The organism is Vagococcus martis, assembly GCF_002026305.1.
In the GTDB taxonomy this organism is placed as follows: domain Bacteria; phylum Bacillota; class Bacilli; order Lactobacillales; family Vagococcaceae; genus Vagococcus; species Vagococcus martis.
The window spans coordinates 160406-186726 of record NZ_MVAB01000001.1 but is presented as its reverse complement, the minus strand read 5'-3'; the positions used below and the strand labels follow the sequence as shown (position 1 = coordinate 186726).

The window sequence follows — 26321 nt, the reverse complement described above, 5'->3', positions numbered from 1 at the left end:
TATGGCTAATTTAGAGGACAAACAAGCATTTGTGGCGTGGTTGATTGAAACCATTACGTTAAAAGAGAAAGAGGCTTATTGGATTTTAAATTATTTATTAAATCATGATGCGATTTTAAACCGAGTGCATATAGTAGAAAAAGCGGATAAAACGCCTAGAGGACTGATTGTTTCAGACAATTCAGAAACAGAAGCAGGCTTAGTTTTGTATAAGGAAAATCATCCGTTTTGTGACGCACAACAAATATTTCATGACATCAGGATGAAATACAAAGAACCATTATTTTTAGAAGTTCGATTTAGCGACCGTGATTTTAATCAACAGTATCAGTCAGTATTGGAAGAAAACCCATTTTTAAATGCGTTTGATACCATATCTGACGAGATGTTTGAGAAAGTATTACGTGATTTTGAAGAAAAACAATATCAAGAAAAATTAAATTGCATACTAGATAAGCTAAATCATGCCATTGATTCTGGCAATGAAGAAGAGTTTGTTTATTGGTCAATTGAATACCAAAAAGAAAAAAACAAAAGTGATGATTAGCTCACTTTTGTTTTTTTGCTTGTTCATGTATTTCTTGTAACTCTTTATATGTAAAACCTTCACCTGTCACTTCATTAATATTAAAGAAGGTCATAAAAGCTCGTGGGTCGATTTCGTAACTTATTTCTTTTATACGGCTCATCTCACTAATACTTGCCACACAATAGACCATCTGACGACTTTCCTTAGAAAAGCCACCTTCGCTATTGATATACGTCACACCACGTTCTAATTCGGACATAATTCTCTCACCAATTTCTCGGTCATGATCAGAAACAATGAACACTCCTTTGGCACCATATGACGCGTCTTGGACAAAATCAACGACACGACTAAAAACAAATACGGTAATTAGCGTATACATCATTTCTTTTAACGACAAGTAAGTCAAAGAAAGAAGAAGGACAACGACGTCTAAAGCAAAAAGTGAACGGCCAATTGTCATACCAAATCTGCGTTCAATGATTCGGGCGATAATATCTGTCCCACCAGTTGTTCCACCGTATTTGTACACAATCCCGCTACCAAATCCACCACAAATACCTGCGAGTAGTGCGGCTATTAAAATGTCATTATCAACTGAAATGGCTAGTGGCACTTTTTGCCATAGCCATAAGTTTAAAGAAAGTGAGAGAGAACCCACTAAAGTTAAAATTAACGGTTCAAGACCTAACAGTTTGAGACCAATTAGGATGAGTGGCACATTTAACACTAACGTGGTTAACGCTGGATTGATGGAAAATAAATTATAAATAATCAGTGCGATACCAGTCATTCCACCTTCGGCTAATTTGTTTGCCATGTTAAAATTTACCAAACCAAAACTAAAAATGCTCGCTCCAAGAAAAATCATGATACAATTAATGAAAAATTGCTTATTTATACGCATAATACGCCCCCAAAAAATCCAGATTTACTGCACTCAGCTTTATCTTATCACTGTGTCGACAGGTCAACAAGAGGTAAGGGGGACCAAAAACTAGATGTATTTTAGAACATTTTTAAAGGAGTAAAATATGACACAACCAAAATATTTATCAGATATGCAACAAGAGGTGGATGATTATATCTCGCAGTTTAAGGCAGGATATTTTTCACCACTTGCACAACTAGCAAGGTTAACAGAAGAAACAGGGGAGTTAGCACGGGAAATTAATCATTACTACGGAGAAAAAGCCAAAAAAACTGATGAAATACCGAAAACAGTGGAAGAAGAACTAGGAGATGTGTTAGTTGTTCTCCTTATTATGGCAAATTCACTCGACATTGATTTGACAAAAGTATTTGAAGATAACATGAAAAAGTTTTATGCTAGAGATAGTCATCGCTTTGAACGAGTCGATGAGGAAAAAAGTATGAATTAGAAAGTAGATAATTATGAAGATAAATGACTTACCAATTGAATTTAAACAAGCGTTACCAGTAATAGATAAAATAAATGAGCATGGCTATGAAGCTTACTTTGTAGGTGGTAGTGTGAGAGATATGATTTTAAATCACGCAATTCATGATGTTGATATAGCCACAAGTGCTTTTCCAGAAGAGATAAAAGAAATTTTTCCTCGTACGATTGACGTTGGGATTGATCATGGGACTGTATTGGTGTTGCATGAAGAAGATCAATATGAGATTACAACTTTTAGAACAGAATCAACTTATCAAGATTATCGTCGACCAGATAAAGTCACATTTGTTCGTTCACTTGAAGAGGATTTAAAACGCCGAGACTTTACGATGAATGCATTAGCTATGACACGTGAAGGGAATATTATTGATTTGTTTGACGGTATAGAGTCCATTCATGCAAAAGAAATAAAAGCAGTCGGTAATCCTGATGAGCGTTTTAGTGAAGACGCACTAAGAATGATGCGTGCGTTGCGTTTTGCGAGTCAGTTGAGTTTTGATATAGAAGAAAAAACGGAAGAAGCTATTTCAAAAAATCATCAACTGTTAACAAAGATTGCGATTGAACGGATTTATATCGAATGGGTTAAACTTCTTATGGGAGCAGAAAGAAAAAGAGGCATCATCCCTTTTGTTGAAACAAATTGTTTTGCCTGTTGCCCAGGGTTTAGTCATAAAAAGGATTTGTTAGTTAAATTTGCTAATCAAAATCCTGAGATGTTGTTGACGACTGAAGAATTAGCTTGGAGCTGTTTATTAATTGCGATAGAAGAAAAGCATGCCAAGACGTTACTCGGTAAATGGAAAGCATCCAAACGATTGTCTAATTTAGTTGAAAAAGTAATTGATTGCTATAACGAGCGATTAACCAGTCAGTGGAGTGCTAAAGAGATGTATCAAGCTGGCATTGAAGTGATTTCTTTAGTTGAACAAGTAAGAGACTTTTTCGACTTAGAGAACAACGAAGACGAGCTAATTAAGGCATATAATCAACTGCCAATCAAATCAATGGCAGATTTAAAAGTATCTGGGCGAGATATTTTAGCTTATATGGATAAAAAGCCAGGCCCTTGGTTAGGGGACGTGTTAAAACAAACTGAAAAACACGTAGTTGAAGGTCAATGGAAAAATGATAAAGAAGTATTATTAGAAAAAATAAAGGAAATGGTGGGATAAAGGATGACATTTAGTACAACGTTTGAAGTCACACAAAAATATACTGCAAAAGAACTTGGTTCTGGCACATTAGCTGTTTTAGGAACACCTGGATTAATTGCTATGGTTGAGAATGTGTGTATGAATGCAGTCGCACAAAAATTAGAAAAAGACGAAACAACTGTTGGATCAGCAATTGATATCAAACATTTAAAACCTTCAGCTCTTGGAGCATTGATTACGATTAAAGTAGAACTTAAAGAAAGCGAGAAAAAACTTTTTGAGTTTGATTACCAAGCGTTTGATGGTGAAAAGTTGATTGCAACAGGTTCTCACTCTCGTGTGATAGTTAATTCTTTATCATTTATGGAGCGTATTAAATAGTAATAGATATAATTTGTGAAAAGATTAATAAAGTTGTTTATTTTTGCTCATGACCATGTTACAATAAACGTGTAAGAAATATGATAAGTTTCTAATTGGAAAGAGGAGATCATTTATGGCAAAAACAATGACAAGTTTTAAATTTTATTTTAGAAATGGTGAAACATGGACAATAGACCGTGAATGTATTGGCGATTTATGGATTAGTAAAGTATCAACAAGTTATGGTCGTATTCATGGTAGTGACTTCCAAAAAATCAGACCATGTGAAGGGTTTAAAATTGAGATTTTAAGTGAAGCAGATCATGTCCAAACAGATGACATTAACTTAGGTGGATTAGAGTCAGGTATGTTTGAACGTGCGACAAAATACCAAGATATTGAAAAAATGGATATTGTTTTTGATGATGGAACAAGTGATTTAATCTACTTCCCATACAAAGACAAAGAAACACCAGGACAAGAAGGACTAGATAACATTTATCAAACAACAAAAATTTCAAAAGATAATCGTTTGTATATTGTTATCGATGAAAACAAATCAGTTGACGACGTTTATAGTGAGTTTTTATAAAAATTTAATAGTATTTGTATAAAGAGTTATGCTAGTTTGGCGTAACTCTTTTTTTTGAGTATAAGTTCATAAAAAAATCAAAAAAAAGTAACATAAAAGTGATTTTAAAACACAAAAAAACTATATAATATGTTATATGTATTCAAATAACGTATGTAAGGAGAAAAAAAGTGAATAGTAAACGAAAAGTTAGATTATTACCATTTTTATTGATAACATCGATTGTTTCAGCGTTATTAATTGGTGGTATATTTGTTGTAGCAAAAACAAAAAAATCGTTAAGTGGCGATCAATACATTACAAGGATAGAGTTATTCCATGGAGATGGAAAGCCAATCGTTGATGGCGATACGATGTACATTAATGAAAAATATAGTCTGGAGTATGATTGGGAAATACCTGATAATACATTTAAGAAAGGAGACACACTCGATTTTACGATACCAAAAGAATTTAAAATTGTTGATCGAATGAATATTATCCTTAAAGATGGGACGCAAGAAGTAGCTAGAGCAGACGTTGAAGGGAATGAAACAGATGGCTATTATATACATATGACCTTTACAACAGATTATGTAGAAACACATTCTTTAGTATCTGGTACGTTTAATTTTAACTACATTTTAAATGAACGTTATATTAAACAAGGATCTGATAATACGATATTGCTACCTGATCAAGAAATTATTGTTCATGTCCCAGAGTCTGATAATCCTTCTGAAGGTGGTGGCGATGGCGTTGATGCTGGTGATACCAATATTAATAAAAAAATGGGACAAGAGCCTGATATAACAACTGCAGCTCATCCTATTATTTTTAAATGGCAAATTGATCTTGGTAAAAATAAATTATTGGGAAAAGCTAATTCGTTTGACGAAATTAAGCATATCTATATAAAAGATACACCAAAGGAACAAAAGCTTATTCCTTTTTCTGACATAAACGATTATTGGAAAGACTCTTTTGCATTTGATGCGGCTTTCTTTAAAAACGCTGAATGGCAATATGAAGGATTACCAATGAAGGATGTCAATCTGACAAAAAATAACCAGGGAAATTACTATGAGTCATTTGAAGTGGATATTTTACCAAGAATTAAGCATTTTACTGAAAAGGCCTCACCAAAAGATGGCAGTGATAAGGCTGACTTCAAGCAATATAAAATAGAATACTACACAGAGCCCTTATACGATTTAGTTGAGGATACTGAGTTTGATAACGATGCTATTATCACTATAGAATATAATGATGGGGATTCTGACTCATGGAAGTTATCACATTCTATTATGTATAATGTTGCAGAAGGTAGTATCAAAGGAAAAACTGGAGGCGTGTCATTTGAGAAGATTGATGCCGATAATAATCAGCCATTAACTGGTGCTGAATTTGATTTATTTCAAAAAGTAAGTGGGAAAGATGATAAAAAAATTCAATCAGGTATTAAAACAGATGCTAATGGCAAAGTCAAAGTGGATAACTTAACAGTAGGAAATTACTATTTTGTTGAAACTAAAGCACCTGAAGGGTATGAATTGTCCAAAGATAAATTAGAATTTACATTAACTCGCCAAGATATGTCAGAAGATAATCAAACGATTAAAATAAAAGACATTGGTCAGTTTAAAAACAACAAAACAAAAAATATTGATGTAAGTGTGACAAAACGCTGGGAAGACAACAACAATCAAGACGGTCTACGCCCAAATGCTATCAACGTTCAACTATATGCTGATGGCAAAGAAAGTGGCAAACCAGTTGAATTGAACGAAGCGAATAACTGGAGTCACTCTTGGCAAGGATTAGCAGAAAAATCAGAAGGAAAAACAATTGTTTATACAGTAAAAGAAGTGAGTGATGTTCCAGGATATACAACTCAAGTAGCTGAGGCAAGTCAAGGAAACATCATCATCACTAATACGCACACACCAGAGTTAACACAAGTGACTGGTGAGAAAAAATGGGATGACGCGAATAATCAAGATGGTAAACGTCCAACATCAATCAAAGTAAATTTATTAGCAAATGGTGAAGTGGTAGATAGTAAAACAGTAACAGCAAAAGACAACTGGAAGTATGAATTTACGAATTTACCAAAATATGAAGCAGGTAAATTAATTAACTATACTGTAACCGAAGACAGTGTTCCTGAGTATTCAACTCAAATAAAAGATACAACAATTATTAATTCTTACACACCAGGTAAAACAAGTGTGAGCGTAGTAAAACGTTGGGAAGATGCCCAAAATCAAGATGGAATACGCCCAAATGTGATCCAAGTTCAACTTTACGCAAATGATAAGAAAAGTAGCAACCCTGTTGAGTTAACAGAAGCCAATAACTGGAGTCATACATGGCAAGATTTAGATGAAAAAGCAAACGGCAAACAAATTGTTTACACAGTAAAAGAAGTGAGTGACGTTCCGGGGTATACAACTCAAGTAGCTGAGGCAAGTCAAGGAAACATCACTATTACGAATACGCACACACCAGAGTTAACACAAATAACAGGTGAGAAAAAATGGGATGATGCGAACAATCAAGATGGCAAACGTCCAACATCAATCAAAGTAAATTTATTAGCAAATGGTAAAGTTATTGATACAACTAACGTGACAGCGGAAAATAATTGGAAGTATGAATTTACGAATTTACCAAAATATGAAGCAGGTAAATTAATTAACTATACTGTAACCGAAGACAGTGTTCCTGAGTATTCAACTCAAATAAAAGATACAACAATTATTAATTCTTACACACCAGGTAAAACAAGTGTGACAGTCACAAAACGCTGGGAAGATAATAACAATCAAGATGGAATACGTCCAAATGCTATCCACGTTCAACTGTATGCCAATGGAAAAGAAAGTGGTAAACCGGTTGAATTAAATGAAGCGAATAATTGGAGTTATACATGGCAAGAGTTAGCTGAGAAAAAAGATGGAAAAACAATTGTTTATACAGTAAAAGAAGTTGATTCTATCCCTGATTATGGTTCGACTATTTCTGAAAATAATGTTGGTAATATTGTTATAACTAATACGTATACACCAAAATTAACGCAAGTAACTGGTGAGAAAAAATGGGATGATGCGAATAATCAAGATGGTAAGCGTCCAGCGTCAATCAAAGTTAATTTATTAGCTGATGGAAAAATTATTGATACAAAAGAAGTAACAGAAAAAGACAACTGGAAGTATGAGTTTACTAACTTGCCTAAATATAAAGATGGTAAAGAAATTATCTACACTGTGACAGAAGATAATGTGTCAGAGTATTCAACAACTATTAATGGCACAAGTATTACAAATCACTACACACCAGGTAAAACAAGTGTGACTGTGACAAAACGTTGGGAAGATAACAACAATCAAGATGGAATACGTCCTGACGAAATCAAAGTTCAACTTTATGCCAATGGAAAAGAAAGTGGTAAACCAGTTGAGTTAAATAAAGCGAATAACTGGAGTTATACGTGGCAAGAGTTAGCTGAGAAAAAAGATGGGAAAACAATTACTTATACCGTAAAAGAAGTTGATACAACATCTGGGTATGATGTGAGTGTATCTGATAGCCAAAACGGGAATATCACTATTACGAATATTCATAAACCAGAAACAACAAATGTATCTGGTGAGAAGCAATGGCAAGATGCGAATAACCAAGATGGCAAACGTCCAACGTCAATCAAAGTTAATTTATTAGCAAATGGTAAAGTTATTGATACAACCAATGTGACAGCGGAAAATAATTGGAAGTATGAATTTACGAATTTACCAAAATATGAAGCTGGTCAGCTAATTAGCTATACTGTTACTGAAGAAAGTGTTCCTGAGTATTCAACTCAAATAAAAGATACTACTATTATTAATTCTTATACACCAGGTAAAACAAGTGTAACTGTGACAAAACGCTGGGAAGATAACAATAATCAAGATGGAATACGCCCAAATGCCATCAACGTTCAATTGTACGCTAATGGCAAAAAAAGTGGCAAACCAGTTGAATTAAATGAAGCGAATAACTGGAGTCACTCTTGGCAAGGATTAGCAGAAAAATCAGAAGGAAAAACAATTGTTTATACCGTAAAAGAAGTTTATTCTATCCCTGATTATAGTGTCACTATTTCTGATAATAATGAGGGGAATATTATCATCACTAATACGCACACACCAGAGTTAACAAAAGTAACTGGTGAGAAAAAATGGGATGATGCGAATAACCAAGATGGTAAACGTCCTTCAACAATTAAGGTTAATTTACTCGCAGATGGTGAAGTAGTAGACAGCAAAACAGTCAGTGAAAAAGACAACTGGAAGTATGAATTTACAAACTTACCAAAGTTTAAAAATGGCAAAGAGATTGTTTATACCGTATTAGAAGATAGCGTGTCAAGTTATTCAAAGACTGTAAATGGCACAACTATCACAAATCACTACACACCAGGTAAAACAAGTGTGAGCGTAGTAAAACGTTGGGAAGATGCCCAAAATCAAGATGGAATACGTCCAAATGTGATCCAAGTTCAACTTTACGCAAATAGTAAAAAAAGTGGTGAACCTGTTGAGTTAACAGAGGCAAATAACTGGAGTTATACATGGCAAGATTTAGATGAAAAAGCAAACGGAAAACAAATTGTTTACACAGTAAAAGAAGTGAGTGACGTTCCGGGATATACGTCTCAAATCGCTGAAGAAAGCCAAGGGAATATCTTCATTACTAATACCCATACACCAGAATTAACGCAAGTAACTGGTGAGAAAAAATGGGATGACGCGAATAACCAAGATGGCAAACGACCATCGTCAATTAAAGTAAATTTATTAGCAAATGGTGAAGTGGTAGATAGTAAAACAGTGACAGAAAAAGACAACTGGAAGTATGAATTTACTAACTTGCCTAAATATAAAGATGGTAAAGAAATTATCTACACTGTGACAGAAGATAGTGTGTCAGAGTATTCAACAACTATTAATGGCACAAGTATTACAAATCACTACACACCAGGTAAAACAAGTGTGACTGTGACAAAACGTTGGGAAGATAACAACAATCAAGATGGGTTACGTCCAAATATGATTCAGGTTCAACTTTATGCCAATGGAAAAGAAAGTGGTAAACCAGTTGAATTAAATGAAGCAAATAACTGGAGCTATACGTGGCAAGATTTAGATGAAAAATCTGATGGACAATCAATTGTTTATTTAGTTAAAGAAGTGACTAAATTACCTGATTATGCCACTCATATACTTGATAGCAATCCTGGAAATATCGTTATTACTAATACCCATACACCAGAATTAACGCAAGTAACTGGTGAGAAAAAATGGGATGATGCGAATAATCAAGATGGGAAACGCCCAACATCTATCAAAGTGAATTTATTAGCGAATGGCAAAGAAGTTGATACAAAAGAAGTAACAGAAAAAGATAATTGGAAGTATGAGTTTACCAACTTGCCTAAGTTTGAAGCAGGTAAGGAAATTATTTATACGGTCACTGAAGACAGTGTGCCAGAGTATTCAATAAGTTTTGACGGAACTAATATTATCAATCACTACACACCAGGTAAAACAAGTGTAACTGTGACAAAACGATGGGAAGATAACAACAATCAAGATGGCAAACGTCCTGACGAAATCAAAGTTCAACTTTACGCGAATGATAAAAAGTCAGGTCAAGTAGTAAAACTTAATGCAGATAACAACTGGAGTCATACATGGCAAGAGTTAGATGAAAAAGCCAATGGAAAAGCGATTGTTTATAGTGTGAAAGAAGTTAGTGATGTCGCTGACTATACAACAGATGTATCAGATAATCATGAAGGAAATATTATTATTACCAATACCCATACACCAGAAGTGACCGAAGTAATTGGTGAGAAAAAATGGGATGATGCGAATAATCAAGATGGTAAACGCCCAACATCAATCAAAGTGAATTTATTAGCCGATGGAAAAGTAGTCGATACAAAAGAAGTAACAAAAAAAGATAACTGGGAATATCACTTTACTAACTTACCTAAATATGAAGCTGGTAAAGAAGTTATTTATACTGTGACAGAAGGCAGCGTATCAAATTACTCAACAAAAATTGACGGAACGAATATCACAAATCACTACACACCAGGTAAAACAAGTGTGACCGTGACAAAACGTTGGGAAGATAACAACCAAGATGATAAGAGAGCTAAAGACATTCAAGTGCAGTTATTAGCAGATGGCGAAAAATCTGGCAAACCAGTGAAACTAAACGCTAAAAATAACTGGACACATACTTGGAGTAATCTTGATGAAAAACAACATGGCAAAAAAATTACTTACACAGTTGAAGAAATTACAAACGTCCCAGGCTACTCAACAACAGTAGATGATAGTAATTTAGGTAATATTGTGATCACCAATACGTTAAACGACATACCAAAACAACCAGAAAAAGGTGGAAGTCAATCTACACCAGGTTCTAGTTCATCAAATAATGGTGGACAATTACCTAAAACGGGTGAAAAGAGTAATGGCAATTACCATTTAATTGGAGTACTGATGTTAGTTATAGTATCTAGTTACACATTAAATATCAGAAAAAAGAAGTCAATTGACGAATAACAATAAAAAACAGATGGCATAAGTCATCTGTTTTTTTTAGATTAATTTGCCCTATAATTTTTTAGATTAATTTGCCCTATAATTTTTTAGTAAAATTGAGGCTGTAATGATATAATAAATAAGACAAATTTATATGGGGTGACAGAATGAGTTGGAAAAACACTTATCTAAAATGGAAAGAATTTAATGAATTAGAACCTAGTTTACAGAATAATCTATTTGAAATAGAACAAAATGAAACCGAATTACAAGATGCTTTTTATGCACCGTTAGAGTTTGGTACAGCAGGTATGAGAGGGATTTTAGGTGCGGGAATCAACCGTATGAATATTTATACTGTTCGTCAAGCAGCTAATGGTTTAGCTTTATTTATCGCAACATTAGGTGAGGATGCAAAAAAAAGAGGGGTTGCGATTGCGTATGATTCCAGACATCAATCACCAGAATTTGCGATGGAATCAGCTAAAACACTAGCTAATCACGGGATTACGTCATACGTATTTGAAAGTTTACGTCCAACGCCTGAATTATCATTTGCTGTACGACATTTTAATTGTATTGCAGGGATTATGATTACCGCAAGCCACAATCCAGCTAATTACAATGGCTTTAAAGTGTATGGTGAAGATGGTGCACAGATGCCACCACAAGACGCTGACACAGTAACAGAATTTGTGCGAAGTGTTGAAAATCCATTGGTAATTGAAGTCATTTCCGATGACAAGTCAGATGATTTTATCAATATCGTGGGTGTAGAAGTTGACGCAATTTATTTAGAAGAGATGTTATCCGTGACGATAGATAATGAGTTAATCAAACGAAGCGGTGACAAATTAAACATGGTCTTCACGCCATTACACGGAACAGGGAAAATGCTTGGTGAAAAAGCTTTATCACAAATTGGCTTTACCAATGTTTCCTTAGTTGAGGAACAAGCGATTGCAGATCCTAATTTTACTACAGTGAAATCACCAAACCCTGAAGAATTATCAGCATTTGAATACGCGATTCGTTTAGGTGAGGAGCTATCAGCTGATTTATTAGTAGCAACAGACCCAGATGCCGATCGTTTAGGTGCAGCCGTAAGACTACCAAGTGGCGAGTTTCGAGTGTTAACCGGCAATCAATTAGCCAGTTTGATGGTGCATTACATTTTGAGTAAAAAGCAAGAAAAACAGGAGCTACCATCTAATGGTATGGTATTAAAATCAATCGTATCAAGTGAGTTGCCAACACGAATTTGTGACGCATATGATGTTGAAATGAAAAATGTGTTAACTGGGTTTAAATTTATCGCCGAACAAATCAAAGAAGCAGAAGCTAAAAACTCAGCAGAATTTTTATTTGGGTTTGAAGAAAGTTATGGCTACTTAGTGAAACCATTTGTTCGTGATAAAGATGCAATTCAAGCATTGGTAATGTTAGCTGAAGTAGCAACTTATTACATGGAAAAAGGGCAAACATTGTATGATGCTTTACTTGATTTGTACAAAGAATATGGATATTTTGAAGAAAAAACGATTTCTGTAACCAAATCAGGTATGGAAGGGTTAAAAGAAATTGCAACCATCATGCAACACGTGAGAGAACAATTACCAACATCATTTGGTAGTATAAAAGTGAACTATACAGAAGATTATTCAGTTGGAAAACGTCTATTTGCTGATGGGCAAGAGCAAACACTTGAATTACCAAAGGCAAATGTATTAAAATTCTTTTTAGAAGATGGTAGTTGGATTGCTATTAGGCCTTCTGGGACAGAACCAAAAATTAAGTTTTATATCGGAGCAGTGGCTCAAACACAAGAGGCTGTTACTGAAAAAATAGAACTATTTACTAATGAATTAGCTAAATATAGTGCGTAAAGGGGAGATGTCTAGTTGAAAGAGTTAAGTTCTCAAACGATTGAACAAACAAGTCGTTTTTTTAAAACGATAGGAGACCCAACCCGATTGAAAATACTCGTTGCTTTGTCTGAAAAGGAGATGAATGTCAGTAGTATTACTCAATTTTTAGAAATGGAACAATCTGCTGTATCTCATCAACTGAAGCTTTTAAGAGATAATCATTTGGTCAAATCACGAAAAGAAGGAAAAAGTGTTGTTTATTGTTTAGACGATAAGCATGTTAAAAGTATTTTATCCCAAACATTTGATCATATGAATCATATATAATTCATAGAATAAAATTTTGCTCATAAGGGTTCTTAACTGTTAGATAACATTTTAATAGTTGAGAACTTTTTTTAATAATTTTCATTTGTCAAATTAAGCTAGACAAAATATCATTGTCTACATAACTCAAAAATACTTCCAATGGTGTTTTATAGTTTAATGATTTTCTAGGAATATTATTTCTTTTAGAAGCGATAGATTGGATAAAAGATTCCTCAACTTTGTTGAAATCCATTTGTTTAGGTAATCCATCTTTACGTAATAACCCATTAGAGTTTTCATTTAAGCCACGTTGTGATGGTGTTCCTGGATCGGCAAAATAAATATCAATATCATTTAGATTGCTGATTGATTTCCAATTAGAAAATTCTTTACCACAATCGAATGTGATTGATTTAAATAGATGGCATGGAAACTTTTTAAACCAATTATTTAAACTATTTTCGATATCTATTGCTCGTCTGCCTATTGGTTTTAACGTAATAATCACTTTCGATAGTCTTTCAACGAGTGTGATAACAGCACTTTTATGATCTTTTCCAACAATTGTGTCACCTTCAAGGTGACCAAATTCATTATTAAAGAGTTGATAGTCCTTATTACGTTGATGGATGGTTCTTTTAAAGGCTTGTTTACCTCTTTTTTCTTTATAACCATTCGCTTTCCTTTTACCTTTCATAGGTAATGCGGTCAAATCAAACAGTCCTTGCTTAAATAATCTATAAAGAGTACTGATAGAACATGAGATAGGAAACTCAGCACGACCAATAATGACATCTGGAGTCCATCCTTGAACAACCTTCTTTTGAATGTATTCTGTTTCATTATCAGATAAAGAAATAGGACGCCTGCCACAATTCTTTTTATTATTTTTGTATCTTTTATAGTAATCTAGTGCAGATAATCCCTCATCAAAAGCTTTGTAAACATTATAGATAGTCTGTTTTGCTCGTTTCAATTGTTTCGCAACGTATGTTCCTTTTTTATTTTGATGGTAATAAGCTTCTATCAAAACTAGCTCGTCTGTAGTAAGATGTGTATAGGTCATTTGTGATCACTCTCCTTGTTTTCTTTGGTTGGAAATACAATTTGAGTGTATCACAAATGATTTTTTAGTTGTCTAGCTTAATTTTACAATCGGCGAATTATTAAAATGATGATTTTTTTTGCTAGATAATTGACAGATTTTAGTTATAAACATATTATAAACCTATGTGTAAAATTGATGGAATGTAACGAGGTGTATTATGCAATTATTTGAAGGTATTTTAATTATGTTAGCGATGGTGTTATTATCAAACATTATTAGTCGATTTTTTCCAAATATCGCCATACCGTTAATACAAGTTATATTAGGTTTTGGAGTGGGATTACTATCTTTTGTTCAATCATTTGAATTGGAGTCAGAGTTATTTATGCTGGTTTTTCTAGCACCTTTATTATTTAATGAAGGTCAGATAGTTGATAAAAGAGCTCTATGGAAAGAAAAAAAGGCAGTGTTGACGTTATCGGTGGTATTAGTTTTTATTACTGTTGGCATCTTAGGATATGTCATACATCTTCTTGTGCCTCAGACACCTTGGGCAGCCTGTTTCGCTTTATCAGCTGCATTGGCACCGACAGATGCGGTAGCAGTTGGTGCATTGGCTGAAAAAGTGAAAATTCCTCATCGTATGATGCATACGTTAGAAGGAGAGTCTTTAATCAACGATGCGTCTGGATTGGTATCTTTTCAGTTTGCTTCGGCCGCTTTATTAACAGGTGTATTTTCAATGGTAGAGGCTGAAATTAGTTTCGTGTTAATCTCATTAGGAGGTGTTCTTGTTGGTATAGGTTGTGCTTTATTTGGTCTTTGGTTTATTCGCTGGATGAAATCACTTGGTATTGAGAACAATGTCTCATATATATTATTTGAGTTATTGTTACCATTTACAGTCTTTTTGGTAGCTGAAGGTATTAATGTGAATGGTATATTAGCTGTTGTGAGTGCTGGGCTGGTCTATTCATGGAATTATAAGCAAATAAATCCAGAAGTAGCTCAACTTAATGTGTTGTCAAAAAACACTTGGTCTATTTATAGTTTTAGTTTGAATGGCTTAGTGTTTGTTTTATTAGGAACGCAGCTTCCAGAATTAGCAAGTTATGTTTGGAAAAATAATCAAATTAGTAATTGGACTGTATTAGGATATGTGTTGATTGTAACATTTGTACTATTAGGCATTCGTTTTCTATGTGTACTAATTTGCAATAACTTTGATGGATTAAAAAAGAAGCGACATGTTAAAAAATCGCTATTGTATACTGTATCAGGTGTTAGGGGGACGATTACGCTAGTCAGTGCATTAAGTTTACCTACTGTTTTAAGTACAGGTGAGATTTTTATTGAAAGGGAATTGTTGATTAGTATCGCAGCAGGGGTAATTATCGTCACCTTATTACTTGCTAACTTTATGATGCCTTTATTAGCCGATAAAAAAGAAGATGAATCCATTGAAACAAATAGTGAAATTGAAGTACACATATTAAGAAAAGTCACTGATCAACTTAAACGAAAACAAACTGAAAAAAATAGTTTAGCTATTCATAAAGTAATTCAGATGTATAATGAACGAATTTTGTCTTTAATAAATGATGATGAATTTAATGAAAAGAATAAAGAATTGATGGAACAAGTGTTGCTATGGCAACTAAAAGACACTCTAAATTTAGTTGAGTCTGGTGAAGTCAGTTTACAAATGGTATTTAGGCGATTAGAAGTACTTGATAGACGCTTATATCGTTTAACACGTAAACCTGAGTATAGTAAAAATGCGTTCTATAAAAATGTGATAGGTACCCATTTAAAATTTATAGGAATAAGGGTGACGAGTTTTGATAGAAAAGTTGAGATACGCAAACGATTAAAAGAAAGCAATCGACTCTATGTGATCAATGAATTAACACAGTTGGATAAACATAAATTTCCCCCTGAATTAGTCGACTTTTACTTGTCTCGGTATGAGTATACGGATAAAACATTGGTTGATGTAAGTGAAGACACATTAGATGAATGGCTGGACTATGCGATTCAATTAGAGCGAGATTATATTCAACAAGCGTTTGAAAAAGGTAAGATGAATCGTCAAGAGCTGAATGTCTATCGAGAAAATCTATCAGCAATTGAAAGTAGTATTCAGTTTATTGCATAAAATAACAGTTTAAGACAAAGTATCTATTTTTAGATGCTTTGTTTTTTTATTGACCTATTCACTCTACAGTTTAATAATTGTTCAGTAGTGAGATGTTAAAATTAAGTTGATAGATAAATTTTAAACAAATGGAATAGGAGAAAGCATATAATGACACGAGATCATACCACATCATTTAAGAAATTAGACAGTAAAGTGGCAATTAAATTAGTTCAAGACAAGTTAGTAAAACAAGGAAAAAAGATTACAATAAATTGTAGTAGTTTAGAAGAAGCTGAAGATATTTATATAGAACTAGTTCAAAAACAAGCCATGCGCTATGTGGATGGTTTTGATTATTCGAGATATTAACAGATCCATCAATATTTCAGCTACTTATTGTTGATGTTTCTTAACGTGATGTTTGTTTTAATAAAAATACAAACATCACGTTTTTTACGCTGAAAAGGTCTTTAAAAAGGTCTTAAATCTTAATAGAGAAGGCATGTCATGATTTTTCAAATTAGCAGTATAAATAATCCGTTTTCTTATAGGATTAATGAGTTTAAGAATCTTAACTTGATAGCTTGATAAGGCAAATAAATTAGGGATTAATGCAACTCCATGACCAAACGATACAAATCCTGCCATTGTATGGTCTTCCTCTACTTCATAAATGATGTTAGGTTTAATATTTACTTGCTGTAACGTCTCATCAATAATCGGACGTAAGCCACTTTCTTTGTTAAATGATATGAATGGGAAATGCTCTATTTCTTCAATATACACCTCGTTTTTTGATGCGAGTGGGTGGTTTAGTGGCACAATTAAAACAAGGTCTTCTTCAACAAAGGGATGAAAATCAATGTCATCATCTTCTACCGTTTTTGAACATAAACCTAAATCAATCGTTTTATCTTTAATTTTATCGATAATATTTTGCGTGTTACTTTGATATAGAGAAAAACTAATGGATTCATTGTTAGGTTCAGATTTAAAATCATGCAGGACTTTTGGAATAATATAAGGACCTAATGTATAGATAAATCCTAAATCAATATGTCCAGTATTTGGTTCATAGATTTTCTTGACAAAATGATTGCCGTTTTCAAGAGTGTTAAGTGATTGGTTGACATATGTTAAATAAATCTTACCATATTTTGTTAGACTAATATTTCTTCCTTTTTTTTCAAAAAGAGGTGCTCCTAACTCTTTTTCCAGTTCTTTAATAGCATAACTCAAACTTGGTTGGGAAATGTTCAATAATTGAGCGGCTTTTGTCATGTGTTGTGTTTTTGCTAAAGTTTGAAAATAATATAGTTGGTTAAGGTTCATCATAAAGCCTCCGTTTTATTCATAGTTTATATCTATGGAATCGATAGAAATAAAGTATTTTTTTTATCGATTTATTTGTATTATAATCTAATGTGAAAAGATTAACAATATAAAATCTATTATAGGAGGAAATAGTTTTGGAGAAATACAGAAAAATATTTGAGCCGCTACAAATAAAAAGAATGACGTTAAAAAACAGAGTGGTGATGCCTCCAATGGGAACGAATTTTGCTAATTTGGATGGAACGTTTAATCGTGATCACTTATCTTATTATGAGCAACGTGCAAAGGGTGGTGTAGGATTAATTACATTGGAAAATGTGTGTGTTGATTATCCAATGGGAACGAATGGAACCACACAACTAAGAATTGACAATGAGCAATATGTACCAGGATTATGGACTTTTAATGAGTTAATGCATAGTTATGGTGCGTGTACGTCTGTTCAAATTAATCACGCCGGGGCATCAGCTTATGGTTTACGTTTAGAAGGAAAGCAGGCTGTATCATCAAGTGATATTCCTTCTAAAAAAGGAAACCCTGCACCTAGATCATTAACCACTGAAGAAATTTATCATATTGTAAAAAAATATGGCGAAGCGGCAAATAGAGGGCAACGTGCTGGATTTGATTGTGTAGAAATTCACGCAGGTCATTCGTATCTAATCAGTCAGTTTTTGTCTCCTCTTTATAATAAAAGAACGGATGAGTTTGGTGGAACACCTGAAAACAGAGCACGCTTTGCAAAGTTAGTTGTTGAAGAAGTTAGGAAACAAGTTGGTCCGTTTTTCCCTATTAGTTTAAGATTTAGTGCGGATGAATGTTTGGAGGGAGGAAATTCATTAGATGATACGTTAGAGTTACTGGAGTATTTTGTTGAAGAAGTCGATATATTAAATGTTTCTGCCGCTTTAAATGATAGTATTCAATTTCAAATTGACCAAATTAATTTAGCTGATGGCTGGAGAAGTTATATGGCGAAAAAAGTGAAGGAAAAATTTGGAAAAGTGACTGTTACATCAGGGAATATTAGAAGTCCTAAAATAGCAAATGAAATTTTAGAAAATGGCGATGCTGATTTATTAGCTATGGGTAGAGGGTTAATTGCTGAACCTAACTGGGTGAATAAAGTGCAAGATGGCAAAGAGTATTTATTGAGAAAATGTATATCTTGTAATATTGGTTGTGCGGATCATCGTATTGCAAAATCTAGACCAATAAGATGTACGGTTAATCCGGACGTTATTAATGAAGAAGCTTATAAACAAGATAAAGTTAACAATCCAATCAACATGATTGTCATTGGAGGTGGGACAGCAGGATTAGAGGCTGCTACAACGGCTGCCGAAGTTGGTGTTAATGTCACTTTATATGAAGAAAAAAATTATCTTGGTGGATTAGCTTGTGAAATAGCAAGATTACCAGATAAACGTAGAATACAAGATTTTGTTGATTATTTAGAAGCTAGAGCAAATGAATTAGATAATCTAGTGATTCATACCAATAAACGATTTGAATTAGAAGATTTAGAAGATAAGTCTATTGATATCATCGTTAATGCAACTGGGGCTACTCCTCTATTACCGCCAATTAAAGGATTACATGAGCAACTTGCTAAACCAAATCGTCGAGTTTTTTCAATTTTTGACCTACTTCATAATATGTCTGATTTTCAAGAAACTAAAGGAAAAGATGTTGTTGTGATTGGTGGAGGAGCTGTTGGATTAGATGTTGTAGAATACTATGCTGAAAGAGGGGCTAATTCTGTTTCAATCGTGGAATTACAATCTGAAATAGGTAAAGATCTTGATTTAATTACTAAGATATCGATGTTTGATATGATGGAAAAACATCACGTTAAGCAGTTTACATCTAGTGCTTTAGTTGAGGTATGTGACAATCATTTTGTTATTGAGTCAAATCAAGAAAAAATGACGTTACCATTTGATTTAGGGTTTGTTTGTTTAGGTATGAAAGCAGAAGCACCATTAGTTGAGATGCTAACAGAGTACAGCTTGCAAAACGATGTCGTTGTAAAAAATATTGGAGATAGTAAACTAGCAAGACGAATTATTGAAGGAACAAGAGAAGGTAGAGATATTTTAAAGGATATTGAAAAAATTGACTTAAAAAAATCAGCTAGAAAAAAAGTAACTAGTTAAATTAAAGGAGTAGAATGAAATGACAGAAAGAATTACAGGATACACAGGATTAATCGGGTTAATGGCGACACCAATTAAACATAGTTTGTCACCAACTATGCACAATGAAGCATTTGCTAAGTTAGGATTGGATTATGTGTACTTAGCGTTTGAAGTGGGTAATAATGAGTTAGAACAAGCGGTTGAAGCGATTCGAGCATTAGGTATGCGAGGATCCAATGTGTCAATGCCTAATAAGCAAAAAGTGATTCAGTATTTGGATAAATTATCACCAGCTGCTGAGATGGTAGGAGCTGTCAATACTATTGTAAATGACGATGGGGTGTTAATGGGACACATTACTGATGGTACTGGTTTTATGAGTGGATTAGCACAATCTGATATCAATATTATTGGAAAAAAAATGACGATATGCGGTGCGGGTGGTGCTGCAACAGCTATTGAAATTCAAGCTGCATTAGATGGAGTGAAAGAGCTATCCATTTTCAATCGTAAAGATGATCACTACTCTAATGCAGAGCGAGTCGTACAACTAATTAATGAAAAAACAGATTGTCAAGCAACGCTATTTGACTTAGCAGATAATGAAGCGTTGGAATCAGAGATAAACAATAGTCAAATTTTTACCAATGCAACGGGTGTTGGAATGAAGCCGTTAGAAGGACAGAGCCTAATAAAAAATACTGATGTGTTACGTCCGGATTTAGTTGTTGCAGACGTTGTGTATGTACCAAGTGAAACACAATTATTAAAGGATGCAAAAGCAAATGGATGCCGCACTGTTAATGGGTTAGGTATGATGCTTTGGCAAGGTGCTGCGGCATTTAAGTTATGGACTGGTGAGGATATGCCGGTAGATTATATTAAAAATTTATTATTCAAGGATAATTAAAGGAGTTTATTATGAAAAATAAGTATATGCCAACAGCAATTGGGCTGTATATTAATTATTTTGTACATGGTATGGGTGTTATCATTCTAGCTCAAAATATGGATGCGTTAGCTAGTCAGTGGGGAACAGATAATGCAGGAGTTGCGATTGTTATTTCGTCATTAGGAATTGGACGTTTGATTGTATTAATGGTTTCAGGTTATCTCTCAGATAAATTTGGGCGTAGACCGTTTGTTTTACTCGGAATGCTCACCTATATATTGTTCTTTATAGGTATCTTAGTTAGCCCGAGTATTGCCGTAGCGTATATCTTTGGTATATTAGCCGGTGTAGCGAATTCTTTCTTAGATTCAGGGACATATCCGGCACTGATGGAGTCATTCCCAGAATCACCAGGAACAGCTAATGTGATTATTAAAGCCTTTATTTCGGCTGGACAATTTGCATTACCGTTGATGGTAGGGTTTATTGTGTCACAAAATCTATGGTACGGGTGGACATTTGTCCTTTCAATCGCTATATTTATAATTAACGGGATTTATTTGTATAACAAACCTTTTCCTAAGCAACAAGCAGAACAAGTTGATGATATTGTTGAAGAGAAAGAGCCTAGAAAAATCTTTAGTATTGAAGGTGTTGCTTTTATTTTATATGGCTATGTGTCACAAGCAACGTTTTATTTAGTAAGTCAGTGGTTAACTAAATATGGTTCTGATGTAGCGAATATGGGTGATACGTCGTCTAGAGCTTTAATAAGCTATTATAGTGTTGGATCACTGCTATGTGTTTTTGTGACGTCAGCTTTAGTTAAAAAGAAATTTCAACCTGTGACATTTTTAGTCGGATATACGTTTATTTCTTTTGTAGCATTGTTAATAATGTGGCTATTTCCGACTGCTTTAGTTTGTACTATAGGTGCCTTTGTTGTCGGTTTTTCAGCAGCAGGTGGTGTGATGCAACTAGGGTTGACTGTTATGGCTGACATGTTTCCATCAGGTAAAGGGAAAGTTACCGGAATATTTTATACAGCAGGAAGTATTGCTTCCTTTACTATCCCATTAGTAACTGGTCAATTATCTAAAACAAATGTGGCAAATATTATCTTACTGGATGTTGGGATTGCGTTATTGGGATTTTTATTAGCTATCGTTATTTTTATCAGGTTTAAAAAAGATCGTCGCTCATTATAATTGAAAGGACAGAGTAAATGAAAACAGTTAAAGTAATGAACACTGTTATTGGAGATGGCATTCCTAAAATAGTCGTTCCAATGGTTGGTAAAACAAGTCAAGAGTTAATAGAAGAAGCTAAAATTGTCGCGAACTGTGGTGCTGATATTATAGAATGGCGTGTCGATTTTTTCGAAGAGGTTAAACAAATTGATGCGGTGATATCTGTGGGTAAAAAAATACGCCAGTTATTATCTAATATTCCAATACTTTTCACATTTCGTACTAAAGAAGAAGGTGGCGAAACAGAACTATCTACAGAAGACTATGTCGAGTTAAATCAAGTCATAATATCTGAAGCATTATTTGAATTAAATGATATTGAGTTGTTTATTGGAGATAAGCATGTCGCTCAATTAGTCTCTTGTGCCAATGACAAACAAGTTAAAGTGGTAATGTGTAACCATGATTTTGATCAAACGCCTTCAAAACAGGAAATTGTTCATCGTTTGAAAAAAATGCAAGAACTTGGTGCAGATATTTGTAAAATAGCTGTTATGCCAAACAATACAACAGATGTATTGACGCTACTTGATGCAACGAATGAGATGCAAATTTCTTTTGCAAATCGCCCAATTGTAACAATGTCAATGGGTCAATTAGGAATGATAAGTCGTGTCAGTGGCGAAACGTTTGGTTCAGCCTTGACATTTGGATCAGCCCAAACAGCATCTGCACCAGGACAAGTACCAGTATCTGAGCTAAGGAATATATTAACAACTCTTCATAATAAATAATAAACATTAAGGAGATAACTAATGCAAAAGAAACAAAACCTTTATAACATGACAATATTATCGTTATATATTAATTATATACTACAAGGTATGGCGACTATTATTATTACACAAAATATGTCTTCCTTGATGAACCAGTTTAATACAAATACAAAAGGTATTTCATTAGTTATCTCGTTTATTGGAGTGGGTCGTGTCGTTAGTTTGTTACTGGCTGGTAGATTATCTGATAAATTTAGTCGAAAGATGTCTATTTGGCTTGGGATGTTTAGCTATGCTGTATTTTTTGGAGGCATGTTATTTTGTGAAAATTTATTAAGTGCGTTGTTCGTCACTTTGTTTGCGGGATTTGCGAATGCTTTTTTAGACACAGGGACATACCCAACGTTAATTGAAGCGTATCCAGATAAACATGCATTTTTAAGTGTATTAAATAAATTTTTCATTTCTGTTGGTCAATTTTGTTTACCACTTTTTGTGAGTTTTTTAACAATGAGGGATTTAAGCTATCGTTATAGTTTTATAGTATGTTTCATTATCTTAGTGTGCAATGGGCTAAATATGTGGTATCGGGTATTTCCAAACACTAAAATGGTCCTTGAAAAAGAGAAAATACTTGATGACAGTCTGATGGCTACAAAGCCTAAATTTATGATTGAAGGTCTTTCTTCTATTGTGTTTGGGTTTACATCTGTTTCTACATTTAATATTTTACTTATGTGGTTGCCTGATTTTGGTGAGAAGGTGGGAGATATGAGTCGAACACAATCGTTAATGCTTATTAGTATCTACAGTATTGGATCTATTGTGTCGGTTTTTTTAACTTCTTATTTAGTTAAAACATATATTAAACCTATTTATATGATTGTAGGGTGTAGTTTTTTCTCTTTTTGTTCATTAATGATGTTACTTATTTTTCCTTATCCACCCGTAATTCGTCTGGTTGCTTTTAGTGTAGGGGTGTTTGCTTCAGGTGGTATTTGGCAACTAAGCTTGTCGTTATTTTTAGAGATGTTTCCTCAGAATAAGGGGCGTATGACAAGCTATTACACATTAGCTACCTCGTTTTCTGTTATGGTAACGCCTATTTTAACGGGTTATTTAAGTGAACTTAGTTTATATTATGTGTTTATATTTAATGGGATTGTGACATTTATTGGTTTTTTTGTATCGATTGTTATAAAAACAAGGTATCAAAAAATATTTCCAACGCTCGTTTAAGACTTGTCAAAATACTTCTTTAAAGGTATAATTGGACTATACCATTACTGGAGGGAATAGACATGAAAGTCATTAAAGTAACAGATCAATTCGAAGGTGCGAAAGTTGCATTTGATATGATTCAAGAAGCAATGAAACAAAATATTAAAACATTGGGACTGGCGACAGGGAGTACACCTGAAGCGTTATATAAAGAAATGGTAGAAAGTGATGTTGATTTTTCTCATATGACATCTGTGAATTTGGATGAGTATGTGGGACTGGGGTCAGATGATCCGCAAAGTTACCATTACTTTATGAGAGAGCATTTATTTAATAAAAAGCCATTTAAAGAAACGTTCTTACCTAACGGATTAGCTACAGATGCTAAAAAAGAATGTGAGCGATACGATGCAATCCTTGAGTCACACCCTATAGATATTCAAATCCTTGGTATTGGTGAAAATGGACATATTGGATTCAATGAACCTGGCTCGTCATTTGATGGAAAAACAAGCGAAGTAAACTTAACGGAATCAACCATTGAGGCGAATAGCCGTAATTTTTCTGATATTTCTGAAGTGCCAACTAAGGCTTACTCAATGGGAATAGGTTCGATTATGCAAGCCAACAAAATCATTTTATTAGCGTACGGAACTAAAAAGGCTGAAGCCATCTACCAAACAATAAAAGGACCTATTACAGAGTTAGTTCCAGCGAGTGCTTTACAAGTTCATCCTGATGTGACTATTATTGTGGATGAAGAGGCAGGAAGTAAACTATAATTTCAGAAATCTGTTTTTTTTAAAGGATAAAATTCTTTAAAAAATCAGGTTTTTTTTATAAAAATAGTTTATAATATTGAATAGTTAAATAAGTAAAGGAGAATCAGTATGGAAGGCTCTCAAGTAATTTATGATTTTGTCAGTTTAGCTATTGAATCAGGGGGATGGATGAAAACAGATCGAGCTTATATACAAAATAAGCTCACTGACATGACAGGGGTCATTGTCTCTTCTAATAATATCAATCAAGTTTCTAATATGACGGCAGAGGAATTATGTCAAATAATAGTTGATATGGCGAAGGATAATAAAGCGAATGAGTATCAAACTGAGGAAGACATTGATCAGTTGAAACAAAGTATAATGGAGTTACTAATGCCACCACCATCAGTAGTGAATGCGATGTTTGCTAAAAAGTTTGACAGATCACCATTAGAAGCAACCAACTATCTTTATTGGCTTAATCAGATCAATGGGTATCTATCAGGAGGTAAAGAAACAAGTTATGGAATAGAATTTGATGCTCCAATGCATGGAAAATGTCCATTGTGTTTTGAAAATGAAGGCACCTATGAGCCTGGTTCGGCATTTTTGAAGAAAACGCGACGTTTCATCCGTTTGAACTTGAATAATGACAGTTGGGGGTATCAATTGTCACCATTAGAAAAAGATAAAGAAGTCGGATTGTTTTTTCCTGAAGAACATACAACCTTATTCATGACTAATCTTCTCATCGATCAGATGGTCCAATTAGTTGATTTATATACGCATTATGAGATACACTATTCACAGTTTAATTATTTTTATGGTCATAGTTTTTTAGTTGGTAAACGTGTGAATAAAGATAGACAGATTTTATGTGAGTATACCTTGCCATTTTTTAAAGAATCTAAACTTGCTTATGATATGGAACAAGCAAATGATGTTGTGATTCAAACGAAAAGACCTCAAGATATTTGGCTAATGATTAATTATATTTTTTCTTTAACAGTCTCTCATAAAAGAGGGTTGTATACAATGGATTTTGATTATTACTTATCGAAAACAGAGACAGATTACCAAATGATTGTGAGTATACACGATAATGCTTCTAATAAATCGAGAGATAATTGGTTGTTTACGTTAGAATTATTAAAAAATGAATTGGAGATTAGATATTGAAAAAAGTTGTTGTCTTTATAAAAAAAGTCGGGTTGTTTATTGTTGGACTATTGATTATTTTGGGGATGTTGTTATTAAACGACGTACCAACATTAGTTCTTAATTTTTTTGAACCAATTTTCAATAAAAAGTCAAATGGTGTAAGTATCATCTTATTCTTATGTTGGTTGGTTATTTTAGGTACGGTTATTTGGTTTATTTGGCGTTTTTATCAAAATAAATCACAGGATACTGATATCAGTTTAAGTAAAAAAGATATTTGGCGAGCTTTTAAAATATTTTTAATTGGTCGAGTCATTGTCTTAATAGGGACTGGTTTAATGCAATTAATCTATGGCGATGCCCAAAGTGCAAATGATGATGCGATAGCGCAATTATTTGGTCCAAATCAAACCATTTATTATGTGTTAATCATGACAATTATCGTTGCAGTTAAAGCCCCGATTTTAGAAGAACTTATTTTTAGAGGATTGCCTACAACATTACTATTTAAAAATATGCCGTATTGGGTACCAATGATATTAACCTCTTTGGCGTTTTCAGCTGTTCATTTGTCGTCCAATATTATTTCATTTGCGATGTATGCTGCTTTAGGAGCGTTAATGTATTGGGCGTATTGCTCACGAGGTCGAATAGTAGATTCGATGATGGTGCATTTTTTTAATAATATATTAGGTGCTCTACTGTTATTATTATCATATTTTTTTGATTTACCGGTCAATTAATACCTAAAAGGAAAAGAGAACAATGAGTCTCTTTTTCTTTTTTTGCTTGTAATAACACAAGAAGATTGTCTTTTGTGCTACAATGAAA

General features: G+C 33.7%; 21 protein-coding genes. 18 read left to right on the top strand and 3 right to left on the bottom strand.

Annotated elements, in window-relative coordinates; translation table 11 throughout:
* The first annotated feature begins 1 nt into the window (after position 1).
* Complete coding sequence (locus BW731_RS00905) at positions 2-547, top strand: YpiB family protein (RefSeq protein ID WP_079344913.1); 546 nt, start codon at positions 2-4, stop codon at positions 545-547.
* 1 nt (position 548) lies between these two features.
* Here BW731_RS00905 and BW731_RS00900 read toward each other — a convergent pair whose 3' ends face one another.
* The gene (locus BW731_RS00900; RefSeq protein WP_079344911.1) at positions 549-1436 is read right to left on the bottom strand and encodes a YitT family protein; all 888 of its coding nucleotides are present in this window, start codon (positions 1434-1436) and stop codon (positions 549-551) included.
* Between the two features lie 127 nt (positions 1437-1563).
* On the opposite strand from BW731_RS00900, the gene BW731_RS00895 reads away from it, so the two are divergent.
* The 7 genes from BW731_RS00895 (at position 1564) to BW731_RS00865 (ending at position 12840) form a co-directional block, all read left to right on the top strand.
* The gene (locus BW731_RS00895; protein ID WP_079344909.1) at positions 1564-1911 is read left to right on the top strand and encodes a nucleotide pyrophosphohydrolase; all 348 of its coding nucleotides are present in this window, start codon (positions 1564-1566) and stop codon (positions 1909-1911) included.
* Between the two features lie 13 nt (positions 1912-1924).
* Positions 1925-3127 (top strand): CCA tRNA nucleotidyltransferase, encoded by a 1203-nt coding sequence (locus BW731_RS00890; protein WP_079344907.1) that lies wholly within the window; start codon positions 1925-1927, stop codon positions 3125-3127.
* A 3-nt stretch (positions 3128-3130) separates the two neighbouring features.
* Entirely contained in the window at positions 3131-3490 is a 360-nt protein-coding gene (locus BW731_RS00885; RefSeq protein ID WP_079344905.1) for a thioesterase family protein, read from the top strand.
* Between the two features lie 115 nt (positions 3491-3605).
* Entirely contained in the window at positions 3606-4064 is a 459-nt protein-coding gene (locus BW731_RS00880; protein ID WP_071457037.1) for a hypothetical protein, read from the top strand.
* Positions 4065-4234: 170 nt separating this feature from the next.
* Complete coding sequence (locus BW731_RS00875) at positions 4235-10666, top strand: Cna B-type domain-containing protein (RefSeq protein WP_079344903.1); 6432 nt, start codon at positions 4235-4237, stop codon at positions 10664-10666.
* 146 nt (positions 10667-10812) lie between these two features.
* Entirely contained in the window at positions 10813-12531 is a 1719-nt protein-coding gene (locus BW731_RS00870) for a phospho-sugar mutase (RefSeq protein WP_079344901.1), read from the top strand.
* A 15-nt stretch (positions 12532-12546) separates the two neighbouring features.
* A complete protein-coding gene (locus BW731_RS00865) occupies positions 12547-12840 on the top strand; it encodes an ArsR/SmtB family transcription factor (protein ID WP_071457035.1) in 294 nt (97 codons plus the stop codon).
* Positions 12841-12928: 88 nt separating this feature from the next.
* On the opposite strand, the gene BW731_RS00860 is transcribed toward BW731_RS00865, so the two are convergent.
* Entirely contained in the window at positions 12929-13888 is a 960-nt protein-coding gene (locus BW731_RS00860) for an IS30 family transposase (protein WP_079344899.1), read from the bottom strand.
* Positions 13889-14087: 199 nt separating this feature from the next.
* On the opposite strand from BW731_RS00860, the gene BW731_RS00855 reads away from it, so the two are divergent.
* Positions 14088-16028, top strand: a complete 1941-nt coding sequence (locus BW731_RS00855; RefSeq protein ID WP_079344897.1) for a cation:proton antiporter — start codon at positions 14088-14090, stop codon at positions 16026-16028.
* Between the two features lie 150 nt (positions 16029-16178).
* Positions 16179-16379 carry a hypothetical protein gene (locus tag BW731_RS00850; RefSeq protein ID WP_079344895.1) on the top strand — a complete coding sequence of 67 codons (201 nt, stop codon included), beginning with the start codon at positions 16179-16181 and terminating at the stop codon, positions 16377-16379.
* A gap of 84 nt (positions 16380-16463) precedes the next feature.
* Here the strand turns inward: BW731_RS00850 and BW731_RS00845 are convergent, their stop codons facing one another.
* On the bottom strand, positions 16464-17342 hold the full coding sequence (locus BW731_RS00845) for a LysR family transcriptional regulator (protein ID WP_079344893.1): 879 nt from the start codon (positions 17340-17342) through the stop codon (positions 16464-16466).
* A 137-nt stretch (positions 17343-17479) separates the two neighbouring features.
* Between BW731_RS00845 and BW731_RS00840 the strand changes: the two genes are divergently transcribed.
* The 8 genes from BW731_RS00840 (at position 17480) to BW731_RS00805 (ending at position 26233) form a co-directional block, all read left to right on the top strand.
* On the top strand, positions 17480-19504 hold the full coding sequence (locus BW731_RS00840; RefSeq protein ID WP_079344891.1) for an oxidoreductase: 2025 nt from the start codon (positions 17480-17482) through the stop codon (positions 19502-19504).
* Positions 19505-19523: 19 nt separating this feature from the next.
* Positions 19524-20396 carry a shikimate dehydrogenase gene (locus BW731_RS00835; RefSeq protein ID WP_079344889.1) on the top strand — a complete coding sequence of 291 codons (873 nt, stop codon included), beginning with the start codon at positions 19524-19526 and terminating at the stop codon, positions 20394-20396.
* A gap of 11 nt (positions 20397-20407) precedes the next feature.
* Positions 20408-21586, top strand: coding sequence for an MFS transporter (locus BW731_RS00830; protein ID WP_079344887.1), 1179 nt, complete (start codon positions 20408-20410; stop codon positions 21584-21586).
* Positions 21587-21603: 17 nt separating this feature from the next.
* On the top strand, positions 21604-22362 hold the full coding sequence (gene aroD, locus BW731_RS00825; protein ID WP_079344886.1) for a type I 3-dehydroquinate dehydratase: 759 nt from the start codon (positions 21604-21606) through the stop codon (positions 22360-22362).
* A 21-nt stretch (positions 22363-22383) separates the two neighbouring features.
* Entirely contained in the window at positions 22384-23583 is a 1200-nt protein-coding gene (locus BW731_RS00820) for an MFS transporter (RefSeq protein ID WP_079344884.1), read from the top strand.
* 62 nt (positions 23584-23645) lie between these two features.
* The gene (gene nagB, locus BW731_RS00815; protein ID WP_079344882.1) at positions 23646-24347 is read left to right on the top strand and encodes a glucosamine-6-phosphate deaminase; all 702 of its coding nucleotides are present in this window, start codon (positions 23646-23648) and stop codon (positions 24345-24347) included.
* A gap of 108 nt (positions 24348-24455) precedes the next feature.
* Positions 24456-25508: a hypothetical protein gene (locus BW731_RS00810; RefSeq protein WP_079344880.1), complete on the top strand. Its 1053-nt coding sequence runs from the start codon at positions 24456-24458 to the stop codon at positions 25506-25508.
* The gene (locus BW731_RS00805) at positions 25505-26233 is read left to right on the top strand and encodes a CPBP family intramembrane glutamic endopeptidase (RefSeq protein WP_079344878.1); all 729 of its coding nucleotides are present in this window, start codon (positions 25505-25507) and stop codon (positions 26231-26233) included. The genes BW731_RS00810 and BW731_RS00805 overlap by 4 nt, the downstream gene beginning before the upstream one ends.
* Positions 26234-26321: the final 88 nt, after the last annotated feature.